Genomic DNA, 19,908 nt, shown 5'->3' with positions numbered 1-19,908 from the left:
CAGTAAGCAAGCGGCCGAAACAAGCCGGAGAGCCATGCTCAATAGGCCCCTCAGTAGGGGAGGCCGACATAGTTCTCGGCAAGGGCCGCCGCTGCGTGGCGTGACGTCGTCACGTAGTCGAGCTCGGTCGCCCGGAGCTTCTCGGCAAAGGGTGATGCATCGGGGAAGCGGTGGAGCAGCAAGGTCATCCACCAGGAAAAGCGCACGGCCTTCCAGACCCGGGCGAGCGCGCGCGGCGAATAGGCATCGAGGCCGGCCGCCGAACGCTCGCCGTAGAACTCGCGGAGTGCTTCGAAGAGATAATGGACGTCGCTCGCCGCGAGATTGAGGCCCTTGGCGCCCGTCGGCGGCACGATGTGCGCGGCGTCGCCGCACAGGAACAGGCGGCCGAAGCGCATGGGCTCGGCAACGAACGAGCGCAGCCCCGCGATCGACTTCTCGAATGAGGGGCCCGTCGTCACGGCATCGGCGGCATCCGCGGGCAGGCGCCGGCGCAGTTCGTCCCAGAAGCGCTGGTCAGACCAGTTCTCGACCTTCTCGTCGCCGTCGCATTGCACGTAGTAGCGGCTGCGCGTGGGCGAGCGCATGGAGCAGAGCGCGAAGCCGCGCGGGTGGCTCGCGTAGATCAGCTCATGACTGACGGGCGGCACCTCGGCCAGGAGACCGAGCCAGCCGAAGGGATAGGAGCGCTCGAAGGTCGAGATCGCGCCGGCGGGTACGGCGCGACGCGAGATGCCGTGATAGCCGTCGCAGCCCGCAATGAAATCGCAGTCCACGCGATGCGTGACGCCGCCGTGGACATACGTGACATAAGGCGTATCGGTGTCGAAGCCGTGCGGCATGACGTCAGCGGCTTCATAGACGGTCTCGGCGCCGACAGCCTCGCGGCCCGCCATCAGATCTGCCGTCAGCTCGGTCTGGCCATAGACGACGACGCGTTTGCCGCCGCTCAGCTCATGCAGATCAATGCGATGGCGCTGGCCATCGAAAGCAAACTCGATGCCGTCGTGCCGCAGACCTTGCGCATCGAGCCGGCCGGCGAGACCCGTCGCCCGCACGAGGCCGACCGTCCCCTCCTCCAGCACACCGGCCCGCACGCGCGAGAGCACGTGCTCCTTGCTGGACCGCTCTAGGATCAGCGCATCGATGCCAATGCGATGAAGGAGCTGGCCCAGAAGCAGGCCGGACGGCCCCGAGCCGATGATGACGACCTGCCTGCGCATAGTGGGCTTGCCTCCCGGCCCCGGTGATCTTTGTTGGACATCGTCAACCGGTTAACCTTTGGGCAGTCTAACTTAGAACGGGACGCGAGCCAGCCAGCAATTAGAAGGACATCTCAATCGTGAGAAACCTCATCACCGACATCGAGGGCCTGCGCGTCGGCAATGCCCATGATGCCAAGGTCGCGAGCGGCATCACGGCGATCGTCATCGACGTCGAGAACGTGGCATCGGGCGTCACGAGGGGCGGCGCGCCAGGAACCCGGGACACGACACTGCTCGATACGGAAATGAGCGCCGTCGGCGTCAATGCGGTGATCCTGTCCGGCGGATCGCTGTTCGGGCTCGATGCGGCCGGCGGCGCCGTGAACTGCCTGCGCGAGCAAGGGGCCGGCGTCCGCATTGGGCCGATCAACATCCCGATTGCGGTCCAGGCCACGACCTTCGACATGCTGAATGGCGGCAACAAGGATTGGGGCCGGATGCCGCCCTACTGGGAGCTCGGCTGGCAAGCGGCTGAACGCGCGACGGCCGGCGAATTCGCGCTCGGCACGGTCGGCGGCGGCTATGGCGCGACGACCGTCACGATGAAAGGCGGCCTCGGCTCGGCGAGCATGGTCACCGAGAGCGGCTTCACGGTCGCCGCCATCGTCATCGTGAATGCTGTCGGCTCGGCGACCATCGGCACGGGGCCGCATTTCTGGGCCGCATCCGTGGAAGTCGGCAAGGAATTCGGCGGCCTCGGAATGCCGGCCCATTTGTCCGCATCCGACCTCGCGCTGCGCATGAAGGGCGGCCGTCAGACGGCAACGACGATCGGTCTCGTCGCGACCGATGCAATCCTGACCAAGGCACAAGCCAAGCGCATGGCGATCATGGCCGATGACGGGCTGGCTCGCGCCGTTCGCCCCGCACACGCGCCCATGGACGGCGACACCGTCTTCGCCGTGGCAACGCAGAAGAAGGTGCTCACCGATCCCGTACCGGATCTGACCGAGATCGGCATGGCAGCCGGCGATTGCCTCGCGCGCGCCATTGCCCGCGGCGTCTACGAGGCAACGGCGCTACCCTTCCACGGCGCGCTGCCCGCGTGGCGCGACAAATTCGGGAAAGGTGCCTGAGCGCTCAGAAGCGCTCGGCGCGGTAGGGGTGCGGATCGGTGAAGGGCTTTTCGCCCGTCATCATCTCGGCGAGCAGACGGCCCGTCACCGGCCCGAGCGTGAAGCCGAGATGGTGGTGGCCGAAGTTCATCCAAAGGCCCTTTTTGCCCACCGCCTGACCGATGATCGGCAGCATGTCCGGCAGGCACGGGCGCCGCCCGAGCCAGGGCTCTGCCTCGACGCGCTCCGCGAGCGGGAAGGCGGCCCGCGCGAGCGGCTCGACGCGCTCGAGCTGCACCGGGTTCGGCGGCGCATCGCGCGTCGCGAACTCAGCGCCCGTCGTGATGCGGATACCCTTGCTCATCGGTGCCATGGCATAGCCGACGGTCGTGTCGATGACGGGCCGATTGAGCGTCGCATTGCCCTCGGGGCGGTAGTGCATGTGATAGCCGCGCTTCACGCCGAACGGCAGCTTGATCCCCTGCGCTTTCGTGACCATGTCAGACCACGGCCCCAGCGCGACGACGACATCCGGCGCCGAGATCCAGCCATCGCGCGTCGCGACCTTCCATCCCGCGCCATCGCGCGTCAGCGAGCGCGCCTCGCCCTCGACGAGCGCACCACCGCGCCGCACGAAGAGATCGCCATAAGCCTTTCCGAGCGCACTCGGGTCCGCGACGCTGCACGGATCGGGAAGCATGACGCCGCCGACATACACGGACTTCAGGTGCGGCTCGAGTTCCGCCAGCTCCGAGCGGCCGACCGCCTTCGCCACGACGCCATACTTCGCCTTGACCTGTGAATCCTCGCGGATGGCCTTCTCGAGGCCCTCCTCGGTACGATAGAGGCGCAGATAGCCCGTGCGCCGGAGCATACCGATGACGCCGGCCTCGTTCATGAGGTGCTCGTGCTCGTCGACGCAGCGCGTCACGATCGGCGCCATGGCGCGCGCGGTTGCGTGCATTCCCTCATCGGTCGACCAGCGCCAGTACCTGAACATCCACGGCGCGATGCTCGGCAGCGACGACCACTGGAAAGCCGCCTCCGTCGACTGGTTGCGTGCATGGCGCAGAATGGTCGCCCACTCGCGCGGAAAGAGGTACGGCACGATACCTTCGCGCTGGATGATGCCGGCGTTGCCGTAGGAAGTCTCCTCGGCGACACCCCGGCGGTCGACCAGGGCCACCGAGCGGCCGCGTTCCTGCAAATGCAGCGCGGTGGACACGCCGACCATGCCGGCGCCAAGGACGATCACATCGTTGCTCATGAGAGGAGGGTCCGGTTCAGGTGATGCTATGGAGCTTCGTGCGGATGGGTTTCGATCTTCAGTCGTTTCGCTCCCGGATTCGTCTCTACCGGACGCCTTTCCGCTGTGCCTGCAGATGGCAGACTGCCTAGTATCCCGATTCCGAAGTTCGCCCCACCTCGATACTGGCGCCCCGAGCGAACTTCGGCATCAAAAGGGACACTAGAATCATAGTCTTGCTAGTGTGATTCAGATCGAGAAATTCGCTCGGTACCGTGCCGCCTAGTATGGCGAATTTCTCGATCATCACACTACCCTTCCAGCTTCCAATTGTATGCCCCGAATGGCAATAGTCCTTTGGCGCCGGCCCGTCATGCGCATAGACATGCGGCGATTGGCCGGATCGGGCCCGCTCCGAGGCAGCTCAGTTGATCGAAATCAAAGAAAGTACGTCATGACCGCGGACAGCAACCTCAGGATCGACGGCAAGCGGCTGTGGGACAGCCTCATGGACATGGCCAAGATCGGCGCGACGCCCAAAGGCGGCGTCAATCGATTGACCCTGACCGATCTCGACCGCCAGTCGCGCGATCTCTTCGGGGACTGGTGCCGCAAGGCAGGATGCTCGATCTCGATCGACCACATGGGCTCGATGTTCGCGCGGCGTGCAGGCGCGGACGACAGCCTGCCGCCGGTCCTGATCGGCAGCCATCTCGATACGCAGCCGACGGGCGGCAAGTTCGATGGCGCGCTCGGCGTGATGGCCGCGCTCGAGGTTGTGCGCTCGCTGAACGATCTCGACATCAAGACGCGCCACCCGATCGAGATCTGCATGTGGACGAACGAAGAGGGCTCGCGCTTTGCGCCGGCCATGATTGCCTCGGGCGTCTTCGCGGGCGTGATCCCGCTCGATGAGGCTCTGGCGACGCGCGATCCCGAGGGCAAAGTCTTCGGCGAGGAGCTGGACCGGATCGGCTATTCAGGCCCCGAGAAGGTCGGCGGCCGTCCGATCCACGCACTCTTCGAGCTGCACATCGAACAGGGCCCGATCCTCGAGGAAGAAGGCATCGAGATCGGCATCGTCACGGCGGCCAACGGCCAGAAGTGGTACGAGATCACGCTGACGGGCGTCGAGAGCCATGCCGGCCCGACGCCGATGAACCGGCGCAAGGACGCGCTACTCGGCGCCTCGCGCACCGTCGAGCTCGTGAACAAGATCGGTCACGATCACGATCCCAGCGCCTGCGCCACGTGCGGCATGGTCGAGGTCTATCCGAACTCGCGCAACGTCATTCCCGGCCGCGTTTTCGTCACGGTCGACTTCCGCCATCCCGATGGCGAGAAGCTCATCTCCATGGACAAGGCGCTGCGCAAAGGCCTCGAGGAGATCGCCGCGCGCACGGGCGTCACGGCTGAGATCAAGATGGTCGCTGATTTCCCGCCGCAGCCCTTCGAGGCGAGCTGCGTCACGGCCGTGCGCAATGCCGCGTCCAAGCTCGGCTACACGACCCGCGACATCACCTCAGGCGCCGGCCATGACGCCGTCTACGTCGCGCGCGTTGCCCCGGCAGCGATGATCTTCACGCCCTGCATTGGCGGCATCAGCCACAACGAGGCCGAGGACATGACGCCCGAATGGGCCGCCGCCGGCACCGACGTACTGCTGCACGCCGTGCTCGAAAAGGCCGAGGTCGTGAGCGGGAAGGCTTGAGGCGATTGCGTCACCGCACGACGCTCAAATCCCCTCCCCCTTGTGGGGAGGGGTTAGGGGTGGGGGGAACCCCTACCGCTAGTGCTCTGCAATCCCCCCCTCCTAACCTCCCCCACCAGGGGGGAGGAACTAGGTTGGCATTTGGCACGCGCCCGCATCACTGCCTTGGCGGCTGCGCGTTTGCGGCACGCGGCGGGCCGCCCGTCGCTGGAGGCGTTCCGCTTCCCGGCATGCTCCAGAGCGTGTTGGCGCCAGCGTCGCCGCCCATGAATGTCGTCGGGAAATTGCCGCCCCACTTCTCGACCTTGCGGTACTCGACAACGAGCGGGTTCTGAGCGAGCGCCTCACCCATGATGCGGATCGCCTGGGCCTGCGCCTCGCCCTGCACCTTGATCTCATAGGCGCGGCCATCGGCGCGCGCCTTGTCGGCATCGCGCTGTGCTTCAGCGCTCTGCGTCACCTGTGTCGAGGTCAGGCGCTGGCGCTCGAGCACGAACTTCTCCGTCTCGGCTTGCTCGCGCGCGACCTGCTTGTCGCGGATCGCCTTCGTGTACTCGGGCGGGAAGCCGATGTTGACGACGGAGAAGCCGGTGATCTCGACATCATCGGGCATGCGCTTGGCGAAAGTCTCCATGGACCGGTCCCGATACTCGGTGCGCTTGCGCAGCAGGTCGTTGACGGTGTAGGCGCTCGTCACGCCCTTCACCGTATCGTTCAGGCGCGGAAGGATGATCCGCTTCTCGAACTGATCGAGGCTGCCGAACTGGATGTAGAGCTCCTTGACCTTCTCGCGCTTCACGAGCCAGTTGACGGTCACCTGAATGGGAATCTCGAGCGGGTCCTGGGAAGCCGCTTCGAGGGTCATATTGAAGGCGCGCTCACGCACTTCCATTTCCTCGACGGTATCGGCCCAGGGCAGCTTGATGTGCAATCCCGGATCGGCGACGTCGATCACGTTGCCGAAGCGCTTCACGACACCGACATGGCCGGCGTCGATCCGGTAGATGCCGAGCCAGATGGTGATGAGCGCCAGAGCAGCGATGACTGCGAGGCCGAAGCTCCCGAGCTTCAGGCTCGGCAGGCCCGAACGGCCGGAGCCGCCTGGACCCTGTGTCGTAGGCGTAGACGTTCGCATAATGATTGCTCCTGCAAGCTGGCCCCGGCGCGCGGAATTACCTCCCTAGTCTGGCGGGAGGTCGCGCCCGATTTGCGGCCGCAGCCGGCCACGCCGCCCGCCGAGGCGGGAGCGCAGAGCCTGCTGCGAATCACTTTTTGCTTTACTGGAGCGAGGTTAGTGGCGGCTGGTTAACTCATCGTCGCGAGCTGCACGGCGAGGCCGCAGGCGGCCTCGTACTCCTTGAGATCGATCCACTCGTCGACCGTGTGCGGCTCGTTCTGCCCGGCGCCGAACGTGACCGTCGGGATGCCGTGGCGGACCAGCCAGTTCGCATCGAGACCGCCATTGGCAACCCGGATCTCCGGCTTGATGCCCTGTGCCGTCACTGCCTCGATCGCGCGCTGCACGACCGGCGCGTTGTCCTTCATGCGGAACGGATAGTAGTCGGTGTGCGAGACGAACTTCGCCTTGCCGGACTGGCCCTGCACGTTCGTGACGCCGGCTGCCGCCTTGGCGAAAGCCGCCTTGTAGGCCGCCGTGATCTCCTTGTGGAACTTGGCGTCGTGGCTGCGGCTTTCGCCGCGTACCTTGACGTAGTCCGTCACGACGTTGGTTGCATCACCGGCCGAGCCGCCGTTGGGACCGGCAACGACGCCGATGTTGCTCGTGCCGACCTTGTCGCCGTGCACGACCTTGCCGAACCAGCCGCCACGCCGCACGTCGGAAAGCGCTTCGGCGAGGATCAGCGTCGAGCTGATGCCGCGCTCCGGCGCGCCGCCCGCATGAGCTGCGCGGCCGCTGATCTCCACCTCCCAGCGGTCGGCACCGACGGCGCCGACGGTCACGTAGGAGGCCGAGCGACCATCGTAGTTGAAGCCGATGCGTACGCCGCCGAGATCCTTCGGATCGACGAAGCGCGCGCCCCAGAGCCCGCTCTCCTCGCGGACGGTGAAGAGCAGCGTCAGCGGCGGATGATCGAGCTTCTGCGCGGCAAGCTCGGCCGCGAGCGTGACGAGCACGCCACAGCCCGTGCGGTTGTCGCCGCCGAGCGCGGTGCGCACGGTGTTGACGACCTTGCGGCCCTGGATCTTCGGCTTGGCGCCGGCACAGAGCGGCACGGTGTCCATGTGCGTCATGAACAGAATGCGCGGGTGATTGCCGAGACGCCCGCGGCCCGGCAGATCGACGATCAGATTGCCGATCTCGCAGGGTACGGGAATGCGCTTGTGCGCATCGTCGAAGCGAATGGCGCGCGCCGGCACACCCACTTCCTTGAGCGCAGCGACCAGCTCCTTGCCGATCGCCGCCTCACGCCCGGTCACACCTTCTACGGCCAGAAACCGCATGAGACGGTTCACAGCCTGTGCATTGTCGACCTTTTGCATGGGTCTTCTTGTGCCCCTCAGGATGCTTTCTTGCGATTTTTCTCGAGCCAGCCGTTGACGAGGGCGACGGTCTGGTCGACCTCGGGGTTCGAGCGTCCCTTCGACGCCGCGATGCCCTGCACGAGCAGGTCGACGCGCTCGATGTTCGGCGCACCTGCCGCGAGGGCACGCGCCGCCGATGACGGCGTCAAGAGAGACTGCGCCGCATTCGCATACTTCTCGAAGGGCACGAGATCGGCCTTGTCGGCGCCGAGCGAGACGCAGAGATCGACGACCCACTCGTAGACTGCCTTGCTCGCTGCCGGATCGGAATGCACGGCCTCCTTGATGGGTCGCACGGTATCCTTCTGCACGCAGCGGTAGTTGCCGGCGAGCAGCATGGCCCATTTTGCAAGCGGCACGAAAACCGAGTCGTGCACCTTGAGCTTCACCGGGATCTCGATCTTCTCACCGCCGAGGTCGAAGCGCGCGGCCTCGATATCCTTCTCCATCTGCTGGAGGATGGCCGTGTGCTCCGGGTTCTCGAAGCGCGCCGACTTGAAGTTGGTCGGCAGACGCACCTGGAGGACGTTGACCGGCTCCTCGGGCGGACGGAAGGCCTGCGGATCGGGGCTGCAGAGCGTCATGAGCTTGGGATCGAAGGCGTCCCACACCGTCGCGTCCGTGAAGCAGTGGCGTAGCTTGCTGACGTCGAGGCCCGGGATGCGGGCGAGGTACGGCAGCGGCGGCATGTTCATGATCGACATGCACGGCCGGCCCGACTTGGCGACCAGTTGCAGCAGCTCCCGGGCGCCCGGCGTGCGGTACTGCGGCTCCTGCATGGCGAGCGCGATCAGGTCGAACTCCTTGGGATCGACGTCCGCCGGCCCGGCCGCGCTCAACTTGCCCGGGAGCTTGCGGCTGTTGATTTGGACCAGCCCTTCGCGCCCGCGCACCGGGATCTTCACCAGCGCGCCCTCGGCGTTGATCTTCTCAACCTCTGCCGGGAGGCACACCAGAACCGTATCGTGGCCCGCCATCGCGAGCTTCGTACCGAGCAGCGACCCGTAGGACGCACCCATGACCAACGTCTTGTATTTCTTTGCCATTGCAGCCCCTTCCCGGTCGCTCCCTGACTTTTCGTTCGCCCGCACGGCATACCGTGCGTGGTTCCGCTCGAATGCGATAAAGCATTAGTGCCGGTCTGCCACACGTGCAACGGCACTGTTGCGACAGCGCCTCGGCCCGGAAGTCGTACCGAAGCCAACGAACTTGCGGCCGAAATCGGGCGCATCGGCCCTCGAGGCCACAGTTTGGTAACACTTTGCCGGCAAGACTTTATTCACCATACGGCCGCGGGCACGCGGCCGCCAGAGGGATTGCACACTCCTACGGGCGAGCCATGCTTATGACGACTTTGCTGCGACTGCAGGCGGGCGCGCTGGCGCTCGGCTTGGGCTTAGGTTTGGGGCTTACCTCGGCCAAGGCCCAGATCGTTGCGCTCGATCAGGATGGGGCGCCGATTGTCCACGCCGTCCCGGCTGGCGAGCGCGATGCGGCGCTGCCGGGTGCCTCGCTGCCCCAGTTGCGGCTCGCCCAGGCAGGCGGCTACGTCGAGCGCGAATCGCTCGATCCTCCGCCCTACCGGCCGCCCTACGAGACGGGGCGCCAGGTCCCTTCGTACGGCTCGCCGCGGGGCGATGCCTACAGTCCTCCGCCGGCCCCGCGTCCTGAGCCCTACTATCAGGCCCCTCCGCCTGCGGCACCGCCCTACCGGGAAGCGGCCCCCTATCGCGGTGATGGCTACGCACCGCCGCCGCCCCGCGGCGAGGCCTATCCGCCGCCGCCACCTCCGGGATATCACGACGAGGATCCGCGCGACGGCACCTATTCGATGCACGAGATCACGCGGGCGGGGCACGGTTTCTTCGGTGCCGTCAGCCAGGGGCTCGCCAGCGTCATCGAATACGCTTTCCGCAAGCAGGGCCGCCCGAACGGCTACATCCTCGGTGAGGACATGGGCGGGGCCTTCGTCGCCGGCCTCCGCTATGGTCGCGGCACGCTCTACACGCGCGACGCCGGCCAGCACCCGGTTTACTGGCAGGGCCCATCCATCGGCTATGACGCGGGTGGCGACGGCTCGAAGACCATGATCCTCGTCTACCGGATGCGCGACCCCCACGACATCTACCGGCGGTTCGCCGGTGTCGAGGGCTCCGCGTATGTCGTCGGCGGCGTCGGCATCAACTTCCAGACGAACGACGACATGGTCATGGCGCCGATCCGCTCCGGGATTGGCCTTCGCATGGGTGCCAATATCGGCTATTTGAAGTATACACGTCGCCCGACCTGGAACCCCTTCTGAGGCGGTGCAGGGTGCCGGCAGCCATGCCGGCCCGCAAGCCCATCGGACGGGCGTGGTAGGACCGCGTGGCATCGATGTCTCCTGGAGGCATCGGCGTTGCCGTTCGAACCGCCCTGACCGGGGAGGCTTTTTGGGGGAGACCCCTGGGAGCCCGGCTCTGCCGTCCGGGCGAGCAGTGGGAGCAACCCGGGGATTTCGGGGCCGAGGATTTCGGGCTTGATCACGATCCAATCAGTGATGTTCGTGGTGCTCGGCTTTCTCGCCGCGAGCCTGCTTTGGCTGCTGGCCGCACCGGGCTTCTGGGCGCGCGCCGTGCGCTTGACGAGCGAGCGGCTGCGCGAATCCATGCCGCTCACCGAGGCCGAGATCCGGGCCGACAAGGATCGGATGCGCGCCGAGTACGCGCTGAAGATCCATCACCAGCAAGTCGAGCTCGACGAGGTCAAGCTGGCTGCCGCCCGCCAGCTCATCGAGCTCAATCGCCGCGATGCGCGCATCAATGGCCTCGAGGCCGATGTCGAGGCGCTCAAGGCTTCGCTCGAAGGCGCCTTCAATGCCCGCAGCGTCCTCGAGCAGACCATTGCCGACCGCCTGCCGCGCCTCGGCGAGCGTCTTGATGAGGCCAAGCAGCACCTCTCCGGCCGCGACGACGAGATCGCCGGCCTGACCCGCGCCGCCGAGCGGCAGGCACGGGCCCTCCAGGAAGCCGGCGCGATCAATGAGCAACTGAAGCGCGAGGTCCAGCGGCTCACGACTGCGCTCGAAACGGCGGGCGCAAAGGCAGGCGCCGGCGCCGCGGATACGGGCGCCGATGCCGTCGTCGCCATGCGCGCCGAGCTCGATGCGCTGCGCACGCGCTCGCGCGAGCAAAGCGCGCTGATCGACCGCCTGCAGAAGGCCATTGCCGAAACGGCCGACGCCGCACCCCGCGCCCAGGGCCTCAACGGCAGCAAGCCCATTCCTCTTCGCCCCGACGCGGCCGCGAAGTCCGCGGACGAAGACGAAAAGAGGCTTCGCGAGGCCCGTGCCCTCACCGCATCCCAGGAGCAGGAGATTGCGCGCCTCAAGGCGGCCGTCGCGATCCACGAAAAAGCGAGCCTGTCCAGCGGCGACAGCCGCATTGCACTCAAGGCAAGCCTCGGGGCGCTCGAGGAAAAGGCTAGCCAGCAGGAATCGACCATCAAGGCGCTGAAGAGCGAGATCGCGGGCCTGCAGGAGCAGCTCACGCAGCAGGCTGCGGAGCACGCCGCAGCCGTCAGTCGCCTCGGTGGCGGGACGCAGCCCCTCTCCGATACTTCTGCCGTCGGCGCCCCCCGCGAGCGCCGTGCCATTCCCCGCCTGACACTTGCAGAGCGCGTTGCCCAATCGCGGCGCGATGCCGAGGACGAGGAGCAGGCAGGCCCGCCGAAAGACGCCGAGCCCAAAGCCGCTCCCGCGGCCGAGAGCCCGTCACCGGCAAAGGCGGAGGGGCCTTCCGCAGCCGCCAATGAGGGCACCAACGGCACCCCGGCCGGAGAGGCAAAGGGGGCCGAGCCGGATCGCCGCGCCTCGCGCATAAAATCCCGACTGCTCGACCGGATCTCGGATCTCTCGAAAGCCTAGGAGAGCTTTTTTCGCGTCCGGGCAAACATTTGCCGCAGAGTCCGAGGACGATAAGCTACGACTAATGTGATGATCGAGAAATTCGTCGGATCTCGCGGCGCGGTATGGAGCGAATTTCTCGATCTGAATCACACTAGCCATATAATGTTTCTAGTGTCCCGCGTGGCCCTCTACCCAGGTCAATTTAATGAGCACTCGACAGCGCGCCACGCTCGATACGACAGCGGAACCCGCTGCCGGTGCCCGGCTGCTTCTCGCGCGAACGAGCGAGGATGCCACTGTGCCGCCCGAGGATATTGCCGCCCTACGCCTGCACGAGCTCGCGGCCCGTCTCTCCGGTGCCCTCCTGCCGCCGCCTGGCGCCGACGACAAGATCTCGCTCAAAGAGACAGACACGGAATTCAAGCCTGTTTCGCTCGCTGACATAATCGCCCTCGGCCGCAAGCAAACGCCGGACACGCCGGACGATTCGCTCGCCCCCACGAGCAGTGATGCAGCCACGGCTGCGCCGCTCGTTGCGCTTGTGAGCGCGCCGTCGATCGAGGCTGCTGAGGCTGCCAACGCTGGCGATCCCGCTGAGCCGATCGATGTCGCCACGCTGCCCGCCGCGACACCATCGGAACCGCTGCGCCTTGCTGGCGAAGCGCCGACCGTACTGTTCAAGTCCGAAGGCGCCGCCGAGGCTTCACAGTTCGCCGACCAAACGCTATCGCGCCCGGAAATCGAGGACGAGACACCGACTGCCGCGCCAATGGCCGGCGACCAGCCGCTGATGCTCGCCGATCAATCGGCACCCGATATTCGCCTCGTCGACCTCATCCGGCGCCAGCAGACCTTGCTCGATCAGCTCAACCGCTTCCCGCCGGCGTACGATACGCTTGAGAAGACTGCGGATCCGGTCCCTGCGCCCGCCGAGGCCCAGCCCCCCTCGGTCATCGAGCAGCTCGCGCCGCCGCCACCTGCCGTCATCGACGTGCCGGCGATCGAGGCCGAGCGCGAGGCGCCGCCACCGCTCCCGCCCGCAGAAAAGATCGCGCTGCCGCCACCCTCGCTGAAGGTACAAGCCCGGCGCGAGCGCGATGACGCGGCCGCCGAGCCGGTGCTTCCCGAGCACTCGCCGATGATCATACAGCGCGCCCGCGCCGAGCGGAGCGGCCGCCGCATGGGGCCTGCAGTGGCCGCGCCGCCGAGCACACTCCCGGCATTTCTCGTCGGGCTCGCCGTCGCAGTCGTGATTGCCGGCGTCCTCTTCGTCGTCCTCTGAAATCAACGCTTCCGACGGGCTTGCGTGCCGGACGATCCGCCGCACGACGCTTCGCCGCGCCTCCAGCCGTCGTCTGCACCGGCCGAATTGTGTAATGAGGTCGTATGCCTCCTATTGCCTCAAGTCAGGAACTTGCCGTGCCGGACGGATCTGGACGAACGCTCGCGGACCCCATGCAAGGCGTGCGCTGGTGGCTTTATGGCGTTGCTGCGCTCGTTTTCGCGCTGATCGTTGTCGGGGGCGCCACGCGGCTCACCGATTCCGGCCTCTCGATCACCGAGTGGCGGCCGATCATGGGCATCCTCCCGCCGCTGAATGAAGCCGAATGGCAGGAAGCCCTCGCGAAGTACCGGCTGATCCCGGAGTACAAGCTCGTCAACAAGGGCATGAGCCTCGAGGCCTTCAAGTTCATCTTCTGGTGGGAGTGGGGCCACCGTTTCCTCGCCCGCATGGTCGGCTTCGCCTTCGCGATCCCCTTCGTCTACTTCCTGGTCCGCGGCCGTCTCAACGCGCCCCTCGCATGGAAGCTCGCCGGCATTCTCGCGCTCGGCGGCCTGCAGGGCGCCATCGGCTGGTTCATGGTGAGCTCGGGCCTCGTCGATCGCATCGACGTCAGCCACTACCGTCTGGCCCTTCACCTCACGGTCGCCTTCGTGATCTTCGCCCTGCTGCTATGGACGGCATGGAGCCTGTTACCGCGCGCCGAGCAGCATGTGGCCCGCCCCGCGGCGCCGCGCTACCGGCGCATGGCCGGTTTCATCGTCGCGCTGATCTTCCTTCAGCTCGTGCTGGGCGCACTCGTCGCCGGCTTCAAGGCCGGCCTCACGCACAACACCTGGCCGCTCATGGATGGGCAGCTCATACCCGACGGCCTCTGGCTGATGTCGCCGTGGTTTTTGAATGTCTTCGAGAATGCCACGACCATACAGTTCAATCACCGCATGATCGCCTATGTCATCGTCGCTTTGGTGCTTTGGCACGCGGCGTCCATGGCACGCGCGGATGACGGGCGGCTCGCGCCTTCAGCCTTCGCGCTCGCGATCGCCGTATTGGGACAGGCTGCTCTTGGCATCTGGACGCTGCTTGCGCAGGTGCCTCTGAGCCTCGGCCTTGCGCATCAAGGCTTGGCGGCGATCGTTACCGCCGTTGCGCTCTGGCATCTTTTCCTTGTGACGCGACGGGGCACCGTCGCGTGACCCGATAAAGTCGGGCAGCGAAGCACCTCTTTCCAGCAGCCGGCGGGAAACAAAAAACCGGAAGAAACCGTCCGACACCGCAGTGGGGAGGGAGGTGTGTGGCGATGCGGCGCCGGACAGTTCCTTCGGGCAGTGACCCATCGACGAGCCGCGCACGCTCTGCAGGCTTAAGTACGCGTACTCGCTGTAGAGGCCACCTGCCGATGCAATGTTCCGACGAGCGGGGTTGTCGGTTTCCATCGGCTCGCTCCGCCAGCCTCTGTCGAGGCATCGGCGTGAGATCGAAATTCGTTGGCGACGGCCCGTTCTGCTGCAACGCGAGACTATAAATGCAGCACCGGAGCCGCCGCTCGTTCCTCGAGAGTGCTTCTCACTCGATCCCCGGTCTCCGCACGATCCCGGGAAAGAGCGTTCCGCTGCGCTCCTGAAGAGGCTTCATGAAGCCTCCCAAATGCGACAGCACGCCGACGAATCGACGGCGTTCAAGCGACCGCCACTCAAGTCTCGACTCAAGGGCGCAATAAACGTCGCGCGAGCAGAAGAGCTTAGTTCTGGTGGCTGACCACGACCACGGATGCCGGCTTCACCTCATCGAGGCGCATCTCGGCAAAGGCCAGATCCTGCCGGCCGATCCGGGCTTCCTCGAGCAGCGGCATCTGCTCGATGCAGGGAACCGAGGTGGTCATGCCCGTCGCGCGGTTGAGCGCGAGCGTCGTGCAGTTCGGCAGCATGGCGGTCGGCGCTTCGTTCACGACGACACTCGCCTGCGGCTCAGGCCCCTTGAGAACGACGTCGCTGAGGAAGCCCCAGAAGCCGATGACGTGCCAGAACATCGCCCCGATCAGGAAGCCGGCGAAGCCCCACACGAGCGGCGCAGCCCGCCTCCCGAAAAACCCGCCTCTGCCGATCTCACGCACGAGATCGTCGAGGCGATGGCGCGACTGCGGGGCCGGAGCCGATGCAGCCGTCTCGATGTGAGCATCTCCGCGCACCTATGCGCTCCCAAATCAGCTTTCTGCCGAGGGATTTATGATTGGCCATGCGCGATTGAGTCGACAAGGCCGCGGACGCCTCGCTCGACGACGGATCGACAAGTTATCCACAGGGCGCAGCATGGCGCTCACGGGCGGAAACGCCCCGAGCCCGTGCGCCCTATGGCTCAGATGCGCCGGCCGCTGCTCGAAGGCGCCGGCATGCCACGGGCCGGCGGCACGTGCATGTTCGAGGCGCGGCACAACCGGTCCTGCTCCTCGTTGCGCCCGCAGCGCGTCGGCCCGCCGTCACGGTTGAAGCAGATGCGGACCTCGCGCAAGCGATTGCCCGGGCCGCCGCAGGCAACGGCAAGCATGTCCGGCCGCAGCGTCGGGTTTGCCTCGACGAACGCGCGCACGACGGCATCCGGAGAGACTGTGAAGTCATTGTTCGGCAAAACGAAGCGCTGCGGGATCGTCACCGAATTGTAGAGGCGGCGCGCGAGGCCGTAGTAGCCCTCGGGCGTCAGCCCCGAGCAGGTCCCGTGCTTGCGGTATTCATGAATGACAAGACGCGAGCTCGGCATGATGTCGAGCATGCTGTCGACGAGCGGCTGCGGCACGAACGGACGCTGGCGCGTCGGGCAGTTCTCCGGCCATCCGCGCTCATGCTGCGGCCAAAGCCCGTGCAGGACGAAGGCATAGGGGCGGCCGCCGCGGCGATGACACTGCGGCTCGTAGCGATCGCGCGGAAGCGACGCGCAGAAGGTCGGGCTCCAGGAGAGGACGAGGGCGTAATAGTCGAAGCGCCCCGGCACGTTGCGCTCCTGGTCGCGCCGCTCGTAGGGAGCGCGGCCACCAGGACCGGTGCCATACTGCGCCGCTGCGGGCCCAGGAGCGAACAACGCCGCAGCCAGCGCCAGCAGAGCAATGCGTCTCAAGATCATGGGCCGTTCCCTCATGCGAAGCGCCATTTCAGCGGGCGTGCACTATATCTCCCGCACCAAGGGACGCCAATTGGATCGCGCTAGAGCAGCGGACTTGAAATTCGCCTCACCTCGAGGCGGGCAGGGAGCGAATTTCAAGTCCAAAGTTGCTTCAGAGCCATTGAGTCCAAAGCGTCTTTAGACCTCGAATGCGACTTCGAGCGCGGCCCCAACCGCAGGTCGTATTCGAGGTCCGACGCCTTAGCATGATCGGAGAGCTATTTCGCCGCGGCGAGCCGGTCGAGCATTCGGCGTACGGCCACGATCTGCGGGCCCTTGCGGGTGAGGTAGTCCGTGCCCGTGTAGCCCCACCAGTCCCAGCAGCCATAGGGATTGGCCGTGCTGGCTTCCGCCTGCGGCATGAGCACGATCAGGCGGTTCGGCCCGGCCCAGCGGCCATACCCGCTGTCCTCGATGAAAGTGTCACCCACGATCGCGCGTGACTGGCGGCAGCCGTGGTAGGCGATGTGAATGCGGCAGCCGGCTTCCGTCCGGCAACGCTCGGGCACGAGCACGACACCCTCGCGCGCGAGGCCGTGATCGATGAGATCCTTCGCGAAGGCGTGCTGGTCGAAGACGAGCCGCTCGACCTTGGCTGCTGCATCGGGCTTTGCGAGCGACCCGAGCAAGAAGCTAAGCAGATCGCCGGCCTGATCGTAGCCGCAGTCGTTGATGTAGGGCTGTGCCGTCGTGCTGCAGGCGACGCCCTTGGCCTCGGCAATGAATCCGTGCCCCGCAGGCATATCGGCGACGCGCTTGATGTGATCGGCCGGCACGCCGATCCGCTCGTAGAAGCGAAGCGCCGCGACCCCGATCTCCGGCAGGACGGTCTCGTCCTTGGTGCCGGAGAAGAGATAGATGCGGTCTCCGATCATCGTGTCGAGCGGATCTATGCGCCCTTCGCTCGCAAAGCCACGCGCCTGCTCGGCGAGTTGCTGCGGGTTCGGCACACCCCAGGCGGCAAGATCATTCCCCATGCAGCCATTGATCGCCCGCGAGGCATTGATGAGGGCCGAGCCCGGCCCGAAGATCCCGCGCGTGTAGACGCTCTGCGCACAGCCATAGGGTCCGCCGGCGATGAGTGCCGCGCCCGTGACGATGCGACTGTGCGCGAGATGGAACTGGCCGGCCATGTAGGCGCCCGATGACACGCCCGACACCGTCGTGCCATCGAGCCGCGCCGCCAGCGCCGGCAACCCCGGCACCTCCGGCCGGCAGGCCGCCATCATGCCGAGCGCAAGCAACACGACGCCGACCACAGTGCCGAGCCTGCGGACATAAGGCCGAATGGACCACAAGGTCATCCTGACGCCTCCTTGGCCTCCCGCATCGACGCCCGCTCGACACCAAACTTGCCGGCATACGCGCGACGGCCAGAATTCGGATCCCTCAACCTTCCCTATCACAGCCAGCACGCCCGCCAAGCATCTCGCGTGCTTTGCGCGGCGCCTCGCCGACGAGGAATACTACCGCGCGCGTTTCGAGATCGGATAGGCTCATGGGCAACGCCGACCTGCCAGAGCAGGATCGTTTCGGATTGAATCGTTTTGTCCAAATGAGGCGCCTCGGCCGAAACGTGAATCCTGCTCTATCTCTTATGTTTAAAGTGCGATCGGGAATATTGCAGTCATGCGTTCGCCAGGACCTTCCACGCCGCTCGTCGCCATCGACGCCGTCGCCATCGACACGGAGACGACAGGCCTCGACATCAGGACGGCGCGGCTGATCCAGTTCGGCGCCGTCCGCATCCATGGTGGTGCCGTACTGCACCGCGAGCACATGAATGCGCTGGTCGATCCAGGCATCCCCATACCTGCGCAGGCGAGCAAGATCCATGGCATCACCGCCGAGCACCTTGTCGGCGCCGGTGATTTCTCGACGCTCGCACCAGACATGGAGGCATTTCTCGGCGGCGCGATTCTGATCGGCCACACGATCGCTTACGACATTGCGATCCTGCGCCGCGAGTATCAGCTTGCCGGCCGGAAGTGGACGGAACCGCGCACGATCGACGTCCGGCTCCTCGCCCGCCTCACGGCAGAAGCGGGTCCGCACGACGATATCGAGAGCATCTGCAGTGCCTTCGGCATCGAAATAAAGAACCGGCACAGTGCCATCGGCGATGCGGTAGCGGCCGCCGAGGCTTTTGTTGCGCTCATCCCTCATTTGCGTGCCCGCGGCATCAGAACACTGGCCGAGCTGGAGACTGCGGCGCGCACCCGGGCCGAACAGGACGGGCGGACCGCCGGCGGCCTGGTCGTTCCCGAGGTGCCGCCCGCCGCCGATCCCACGCGCACGCTCATCAAGGTCGATAGTTTCCCCTATCGCCATCGCGTGCGGGATGTGATGAGCACGCCGCCCGTCATCGCACCCGGCACGACGACCCTCCAGGAGGCGATGGCACTGCTGCTCCAGAAGCGCGTGAGCTCGGTCATCGTCACATCAGCGCAGCACGGCCTCGGCATCATCACCGAGCGCGATGTGTTGAGAGCCACGGCAACCGGTGGCACTGCAGCGCTGGCCGCTCCGATCGACGACATCGCCACGCGCCCCTTGCTCACGGTCGACGAGGACGCCTTCGTCTACCGCGCCATCGGCCGTATGGACCGTCTCGCCATTCGTCATCTCGCTGTCATCGATCGCGACGGCGTCGTGGTTGGCGCGCTGACCACGCGCAATCTTCTCCGGCATCGCGCCACGACGGCCATGGTGCTCGGCGACCAGATCGACAGTGCGCCCGACGTCCCCGCGCTCGCGAAAGCCTGGGCGCAGCTCCCGCATATGGCGCGGATGCTGCTCGAGGAGGAGGTCGATGCGCGCCTCGTCTCCTCGGTCATCAGCTCGGAGATCTGCGCGGTTGCGCGCCGCGCCGCGCTCATGGCCGAGCGGCGCCTCGCCGATGCCGGCCGCGGCGGCCCGCCGGTCGACTACGCGCTCATGGTGCTCGGCTCGGCCGGACGCGGCGAGAGCCTGCTCGCCGCCGATCAGGATCACGCGATCGTCTATGCAGAGGGCGAGCCCGACGGGCCCGCAGATCAATGGTTCGCCGCCCTCGGCGAGGAGATCTCGAACATCCTTGACGCGGTCGGCATTCCCTTCTGCAAGGGCGGCGTAATGAGCAAGAATGCCGCCTGGCGCATGAGCCGGGCGCGCTGGCTCGAGACCATCGACAGGTGGGTCAGACGCCAGCGCCCCGAAGACTTGCTGAATGTCGACATCTTCTTCGATGCCGTTGGTGTCCACGGCTCACTATCTCTCGCGGAGGGCCTTCTCGATCACGCCTATGATGAGGGCCGCCGCACGCATTCCTTCATCAAACTGCTATCGGAGAACGCGCGCGGTGCCCGCGTCCCGCTCACGCTCTTCCGCAATCTCAAGACTGACAGCGATGGACGCATCGACCTCAAGATGCACGGCCTTTTCCCGCTCGTCGCCGGAGCCCGCGTGCTTGCCATCAAACACGGCGTCCGCGCCCGCGCGACACCCGGACGGCTTCAGGCACTGGCCGATCTGGGGCTCGTCGGCGAGAGCAAAGGCGCCGATCTGATCGAGGCTCACCGCACCATTCTGACCGCCATGCTGACGCAGCAACTCTTGGACGGCGAGCAGGGCATCCGGCTCTCGTCGCGTGTCGCGCCCGGCCGGCTGAACGAGCGCACGCGCGCCGCCCTGACACGCGCGGTCACCGCCATCGAAACGATGACCGACCTCGTCTCGGAAGGCCGGTTCTGAGCCGCGACCCGTAATCCGGCCGCAGCTCGGACCT

The 19,908-nt window shown here is 66.2% G+C and carries 15 protein-coding genes; 7 read left to right on the top strand and 8 right to left on the bottom strand.

What is annotated here, in order from left to right; translation table 11 throughout:
* Positions 1-50 precede the first annotated feature (50 nt).
* The gene (gene pobA / locus CS1BSM3_RS13585) at positions 51-1,223 is read right to left on the bottom strand and encodes a 4-hydroxybenzoate 3-monooxygenase (RefSeq protein ID WP_072387587.1); all 1,173 of its coding nucleotides are present in this window, start codon (positions 1,221-1,223) and stop codon (positions 51-53) included.
* Between the two features lie 119 nt (positions 1,224-1,342).
* Here pobA and CS1BSM3_RS13580 point away from each other — a divergent pair, with 119 nt between their 5' ends.
* Complete coding sequence (locus CS1BSM3_RS13580) at positions 1,343-2,341, top strand: P1 family peptidase (protein ID WP_072387586.1); 999 nt, start codon at positions 1,343-1,345, stop codon at positions 2,339-2,341.
* Between the two features lie 4 nt (positions 2,342-2,345).
* On the opposite strand, the gene CS1BSM3_RS13575 is transcribed toward CS1BSM3_RS13580, so the two are convergent.
* Positions 2,346-3,587: an NAD(P)/FAD-dependent oxidoreductase gene (locus tag CS1BSM3_RS13575; protein WP_072387585.1), complete on the bottom strand. Its 1,242-nt coding sequence runs from the start codon at positions 3,585-3,587 to the stop codon at positions 2,346-2,348.
* Positions 3,588-4,020: 433 nt separating this feature from the next.
* Between CS1BSM3_RS13575 and CS1BSM3_RS13570 the strand changes: the two genes are divergently transcribed.
* The gene (locus CS1BSM3_RS13570; RefSeq protein WP_072387584.1) at positions 4,021-5,277 is read left to right on the top strand and encodes a Zn-dependent hydrolase; all 1,257 of its coding nucleotides are present in this window, start codon (positions 4,021-4,023) and stop codon (positions 5,275-5,277) included.
* A gap of 157 nt (positions 5,278-5,434) precedes the next feature.
* On the opposite strand, the gene CS1BSM3_RS13565 is transcribed toward CS1BSM3_RS13570, so the two are convergent.
* The 3 genes from CS1BSM3_RS13565 to CS1BSM3_RS13555 all read right to left on the bottom strand — a co-directional run bounded on the left by CS1BSM3_RS13565 (position 5,435) and on the right by CS1BSM3_RS13555 (position 8,867).
* Entirely contained in the window at positions 5,435-6,412 is a 978-nt protein-coding gene (locus CS1BSM3_RS13565) for a prohibitin family protein (protein WP_072387583.1), read from the bottom strand.
* Between the two features lie 170 nt (positions 6,413-6,582).
* The gene (locus tag CS1BSM3_RS13560) at positions 6,583-7,779 is read right to left on the bottom strand and encodes a M20/M25/M40 family metallo-hydrolase (RefSeq protein ID WP_072387582.1); all 1,197 of its coding nucleotides are present in this window, start codon (positions 7,777-7,779) and stop codon (positions 6,583-6,585) included.
* A gap of 17 nt (positions 7,780-7,796) precedes the next feature.
* Positions 7,797-8,867: a hypothetical protein gene (locus CS1BSM3_RS13555; protein ID WP_072387581.1), complete on the bottom strand. Its 1,071-nt coding sequence runs from the start codon at positions 8,865-8,867 to the stop codon at positions 7,797-7,799.
* 299 nt (positions 8,868-9,166) lie between these two features.
* Between CS1BSM3_RS13555 and CS1BSM3_RS13550 the strand changes: the two genes are divergently transcribed.
* From CS1BSM3_RS13550 to CS1BSM3_RS13535, 4 genes are all read left to right on the top strand, one after another.
* The gene (locus CS1BSM3_RS13550) at positions 9,167-10,123 is read left to right on the top strand and encodes a DUF1134 domain-containing protein (protein WP_083528565.1); all 957 of its coding nucleotides are present in this window, start codon (positions 9,167-9,169) and stop codon (positions 10,121-10,123) included.
* 216 nt (positions 10,124-10,339) lie between these two features.
* Complete coding sequence (locus CS1BSM3_RS13545; protein ID WP_143149199.1) at positions 10,340-11,725, top strand: coiled-coil domain-containing protein; 1,386 nt, start codon at positions 10,340-10,342, stop codon at positions 11,723-11,725.
* A 187-nt stretch (positions 11,726-11,912) separates the two neighbouring features.
* Entirely contained in the window at positions 11,913-12,989 is a 1,077-nt protein-coding gene (locus CS1BSM3_RS13540) for a hypothetical protein (protein ID WP_072387579.1), read from the top strand.
* 137 nt (positions 12,990-13,126) lie between these two features.
* Positions 13,127-14,185, top strand: coding sequence for a COX15/CtaA family protein (locus tag CS1BSM3_RS13535; RefSeq protein WP_244540494.1), 1,059 nt, complete (start codon positions 13,127-13,129; stop codon positions 14,183-14,185).
* Between the two features lie 545 nt (positions 14,186-14,730).
* Here the strand turns inward: CS1BSM3_RS13535 and CS1BSM3_RS13530 are convergent.
* The 3 genes from CS1BSM3_RS13530 to CS1BSM3_RS13520 all read right to left on the bottom strand — a co-directional run bounded on the left by CS1BSM3_RS13530 (position 14,731) and on the right by CS1BSM3_RS13520 (position 17,446).
* The gene (locus CS1BSM3_RS13530; protein ID WP_072387577.1) at positions 14,731-15,177 is read right to left on the bottom strand and encodes a hypothetical protein; all 447 of its coding nucleotides are present in this window, start codon (positions 15,175-15,177) and stop codon (positions 14,731-14,733) included.
* 167 nt (positions 15,178-15,344) lie between these two features.
* Positions 15,345-16,103 carry a ribonuclease T2 family protein gene (locus CS1BSM3_RS13525; protein WP_072387576.1) on the bottom strand — a complete coding sequence of 253 codons (759 nt, stop codon included), beginning with the start codon at positions 16,101-16,103 and terminating at the stop codon, positions 15,345-15,347.
* Between the two features lie 257 nt (positions 16,104-16,360).
* Positions 16,361-17,446: an extracellular catalytic domain type 2 short-chain-length polyhydroxyalkanoate depolymerase gene (locus CS1BSM3_RS13520; protein ID WP_244540493.1), complete on the bottom strand. Its 1,086-nt coding sequence runs from the start codon at positions 17,444-17,446 to the stop codon at positions 16,361-16,363.
* Between the two features lie 325 nt (positions 17,447-17,771).
* Between CS1BSM3_RS13520 and CS1BSM3_RS13515 the strand changes: the two genes are divergently transcribed.
* Complete coding sequence (locus CS1BSM3_RS13515) at positions 17,772-19,874, top strand: DUF294 nucleotidyltransferase-like domain-containing protein (RefSeq protein ID WP_072387575.1); 2,103 nt, start codon at positions 17,772-17,774, stop codon at positions 19,872-19,874.
* The last annotated feature ends 34 nt before the right edge of the window (positions 19,875-19,908 follow it).

It is taken from the genome of Hyphomicrobium sp. CS1BSMeth3 (assembly GCF_900117415.1).
Taxonomy (GTDB): Bacteria; Pseudomonadota; Alphaproteobacteria; order Rhizobiales; family Hyphomicrobiaceae.
The sequence above is the reverse complement of the archived record's forward strand: the minus strand, read 5'-3'. Positions and strand labels throughout refer to the sequence as shown.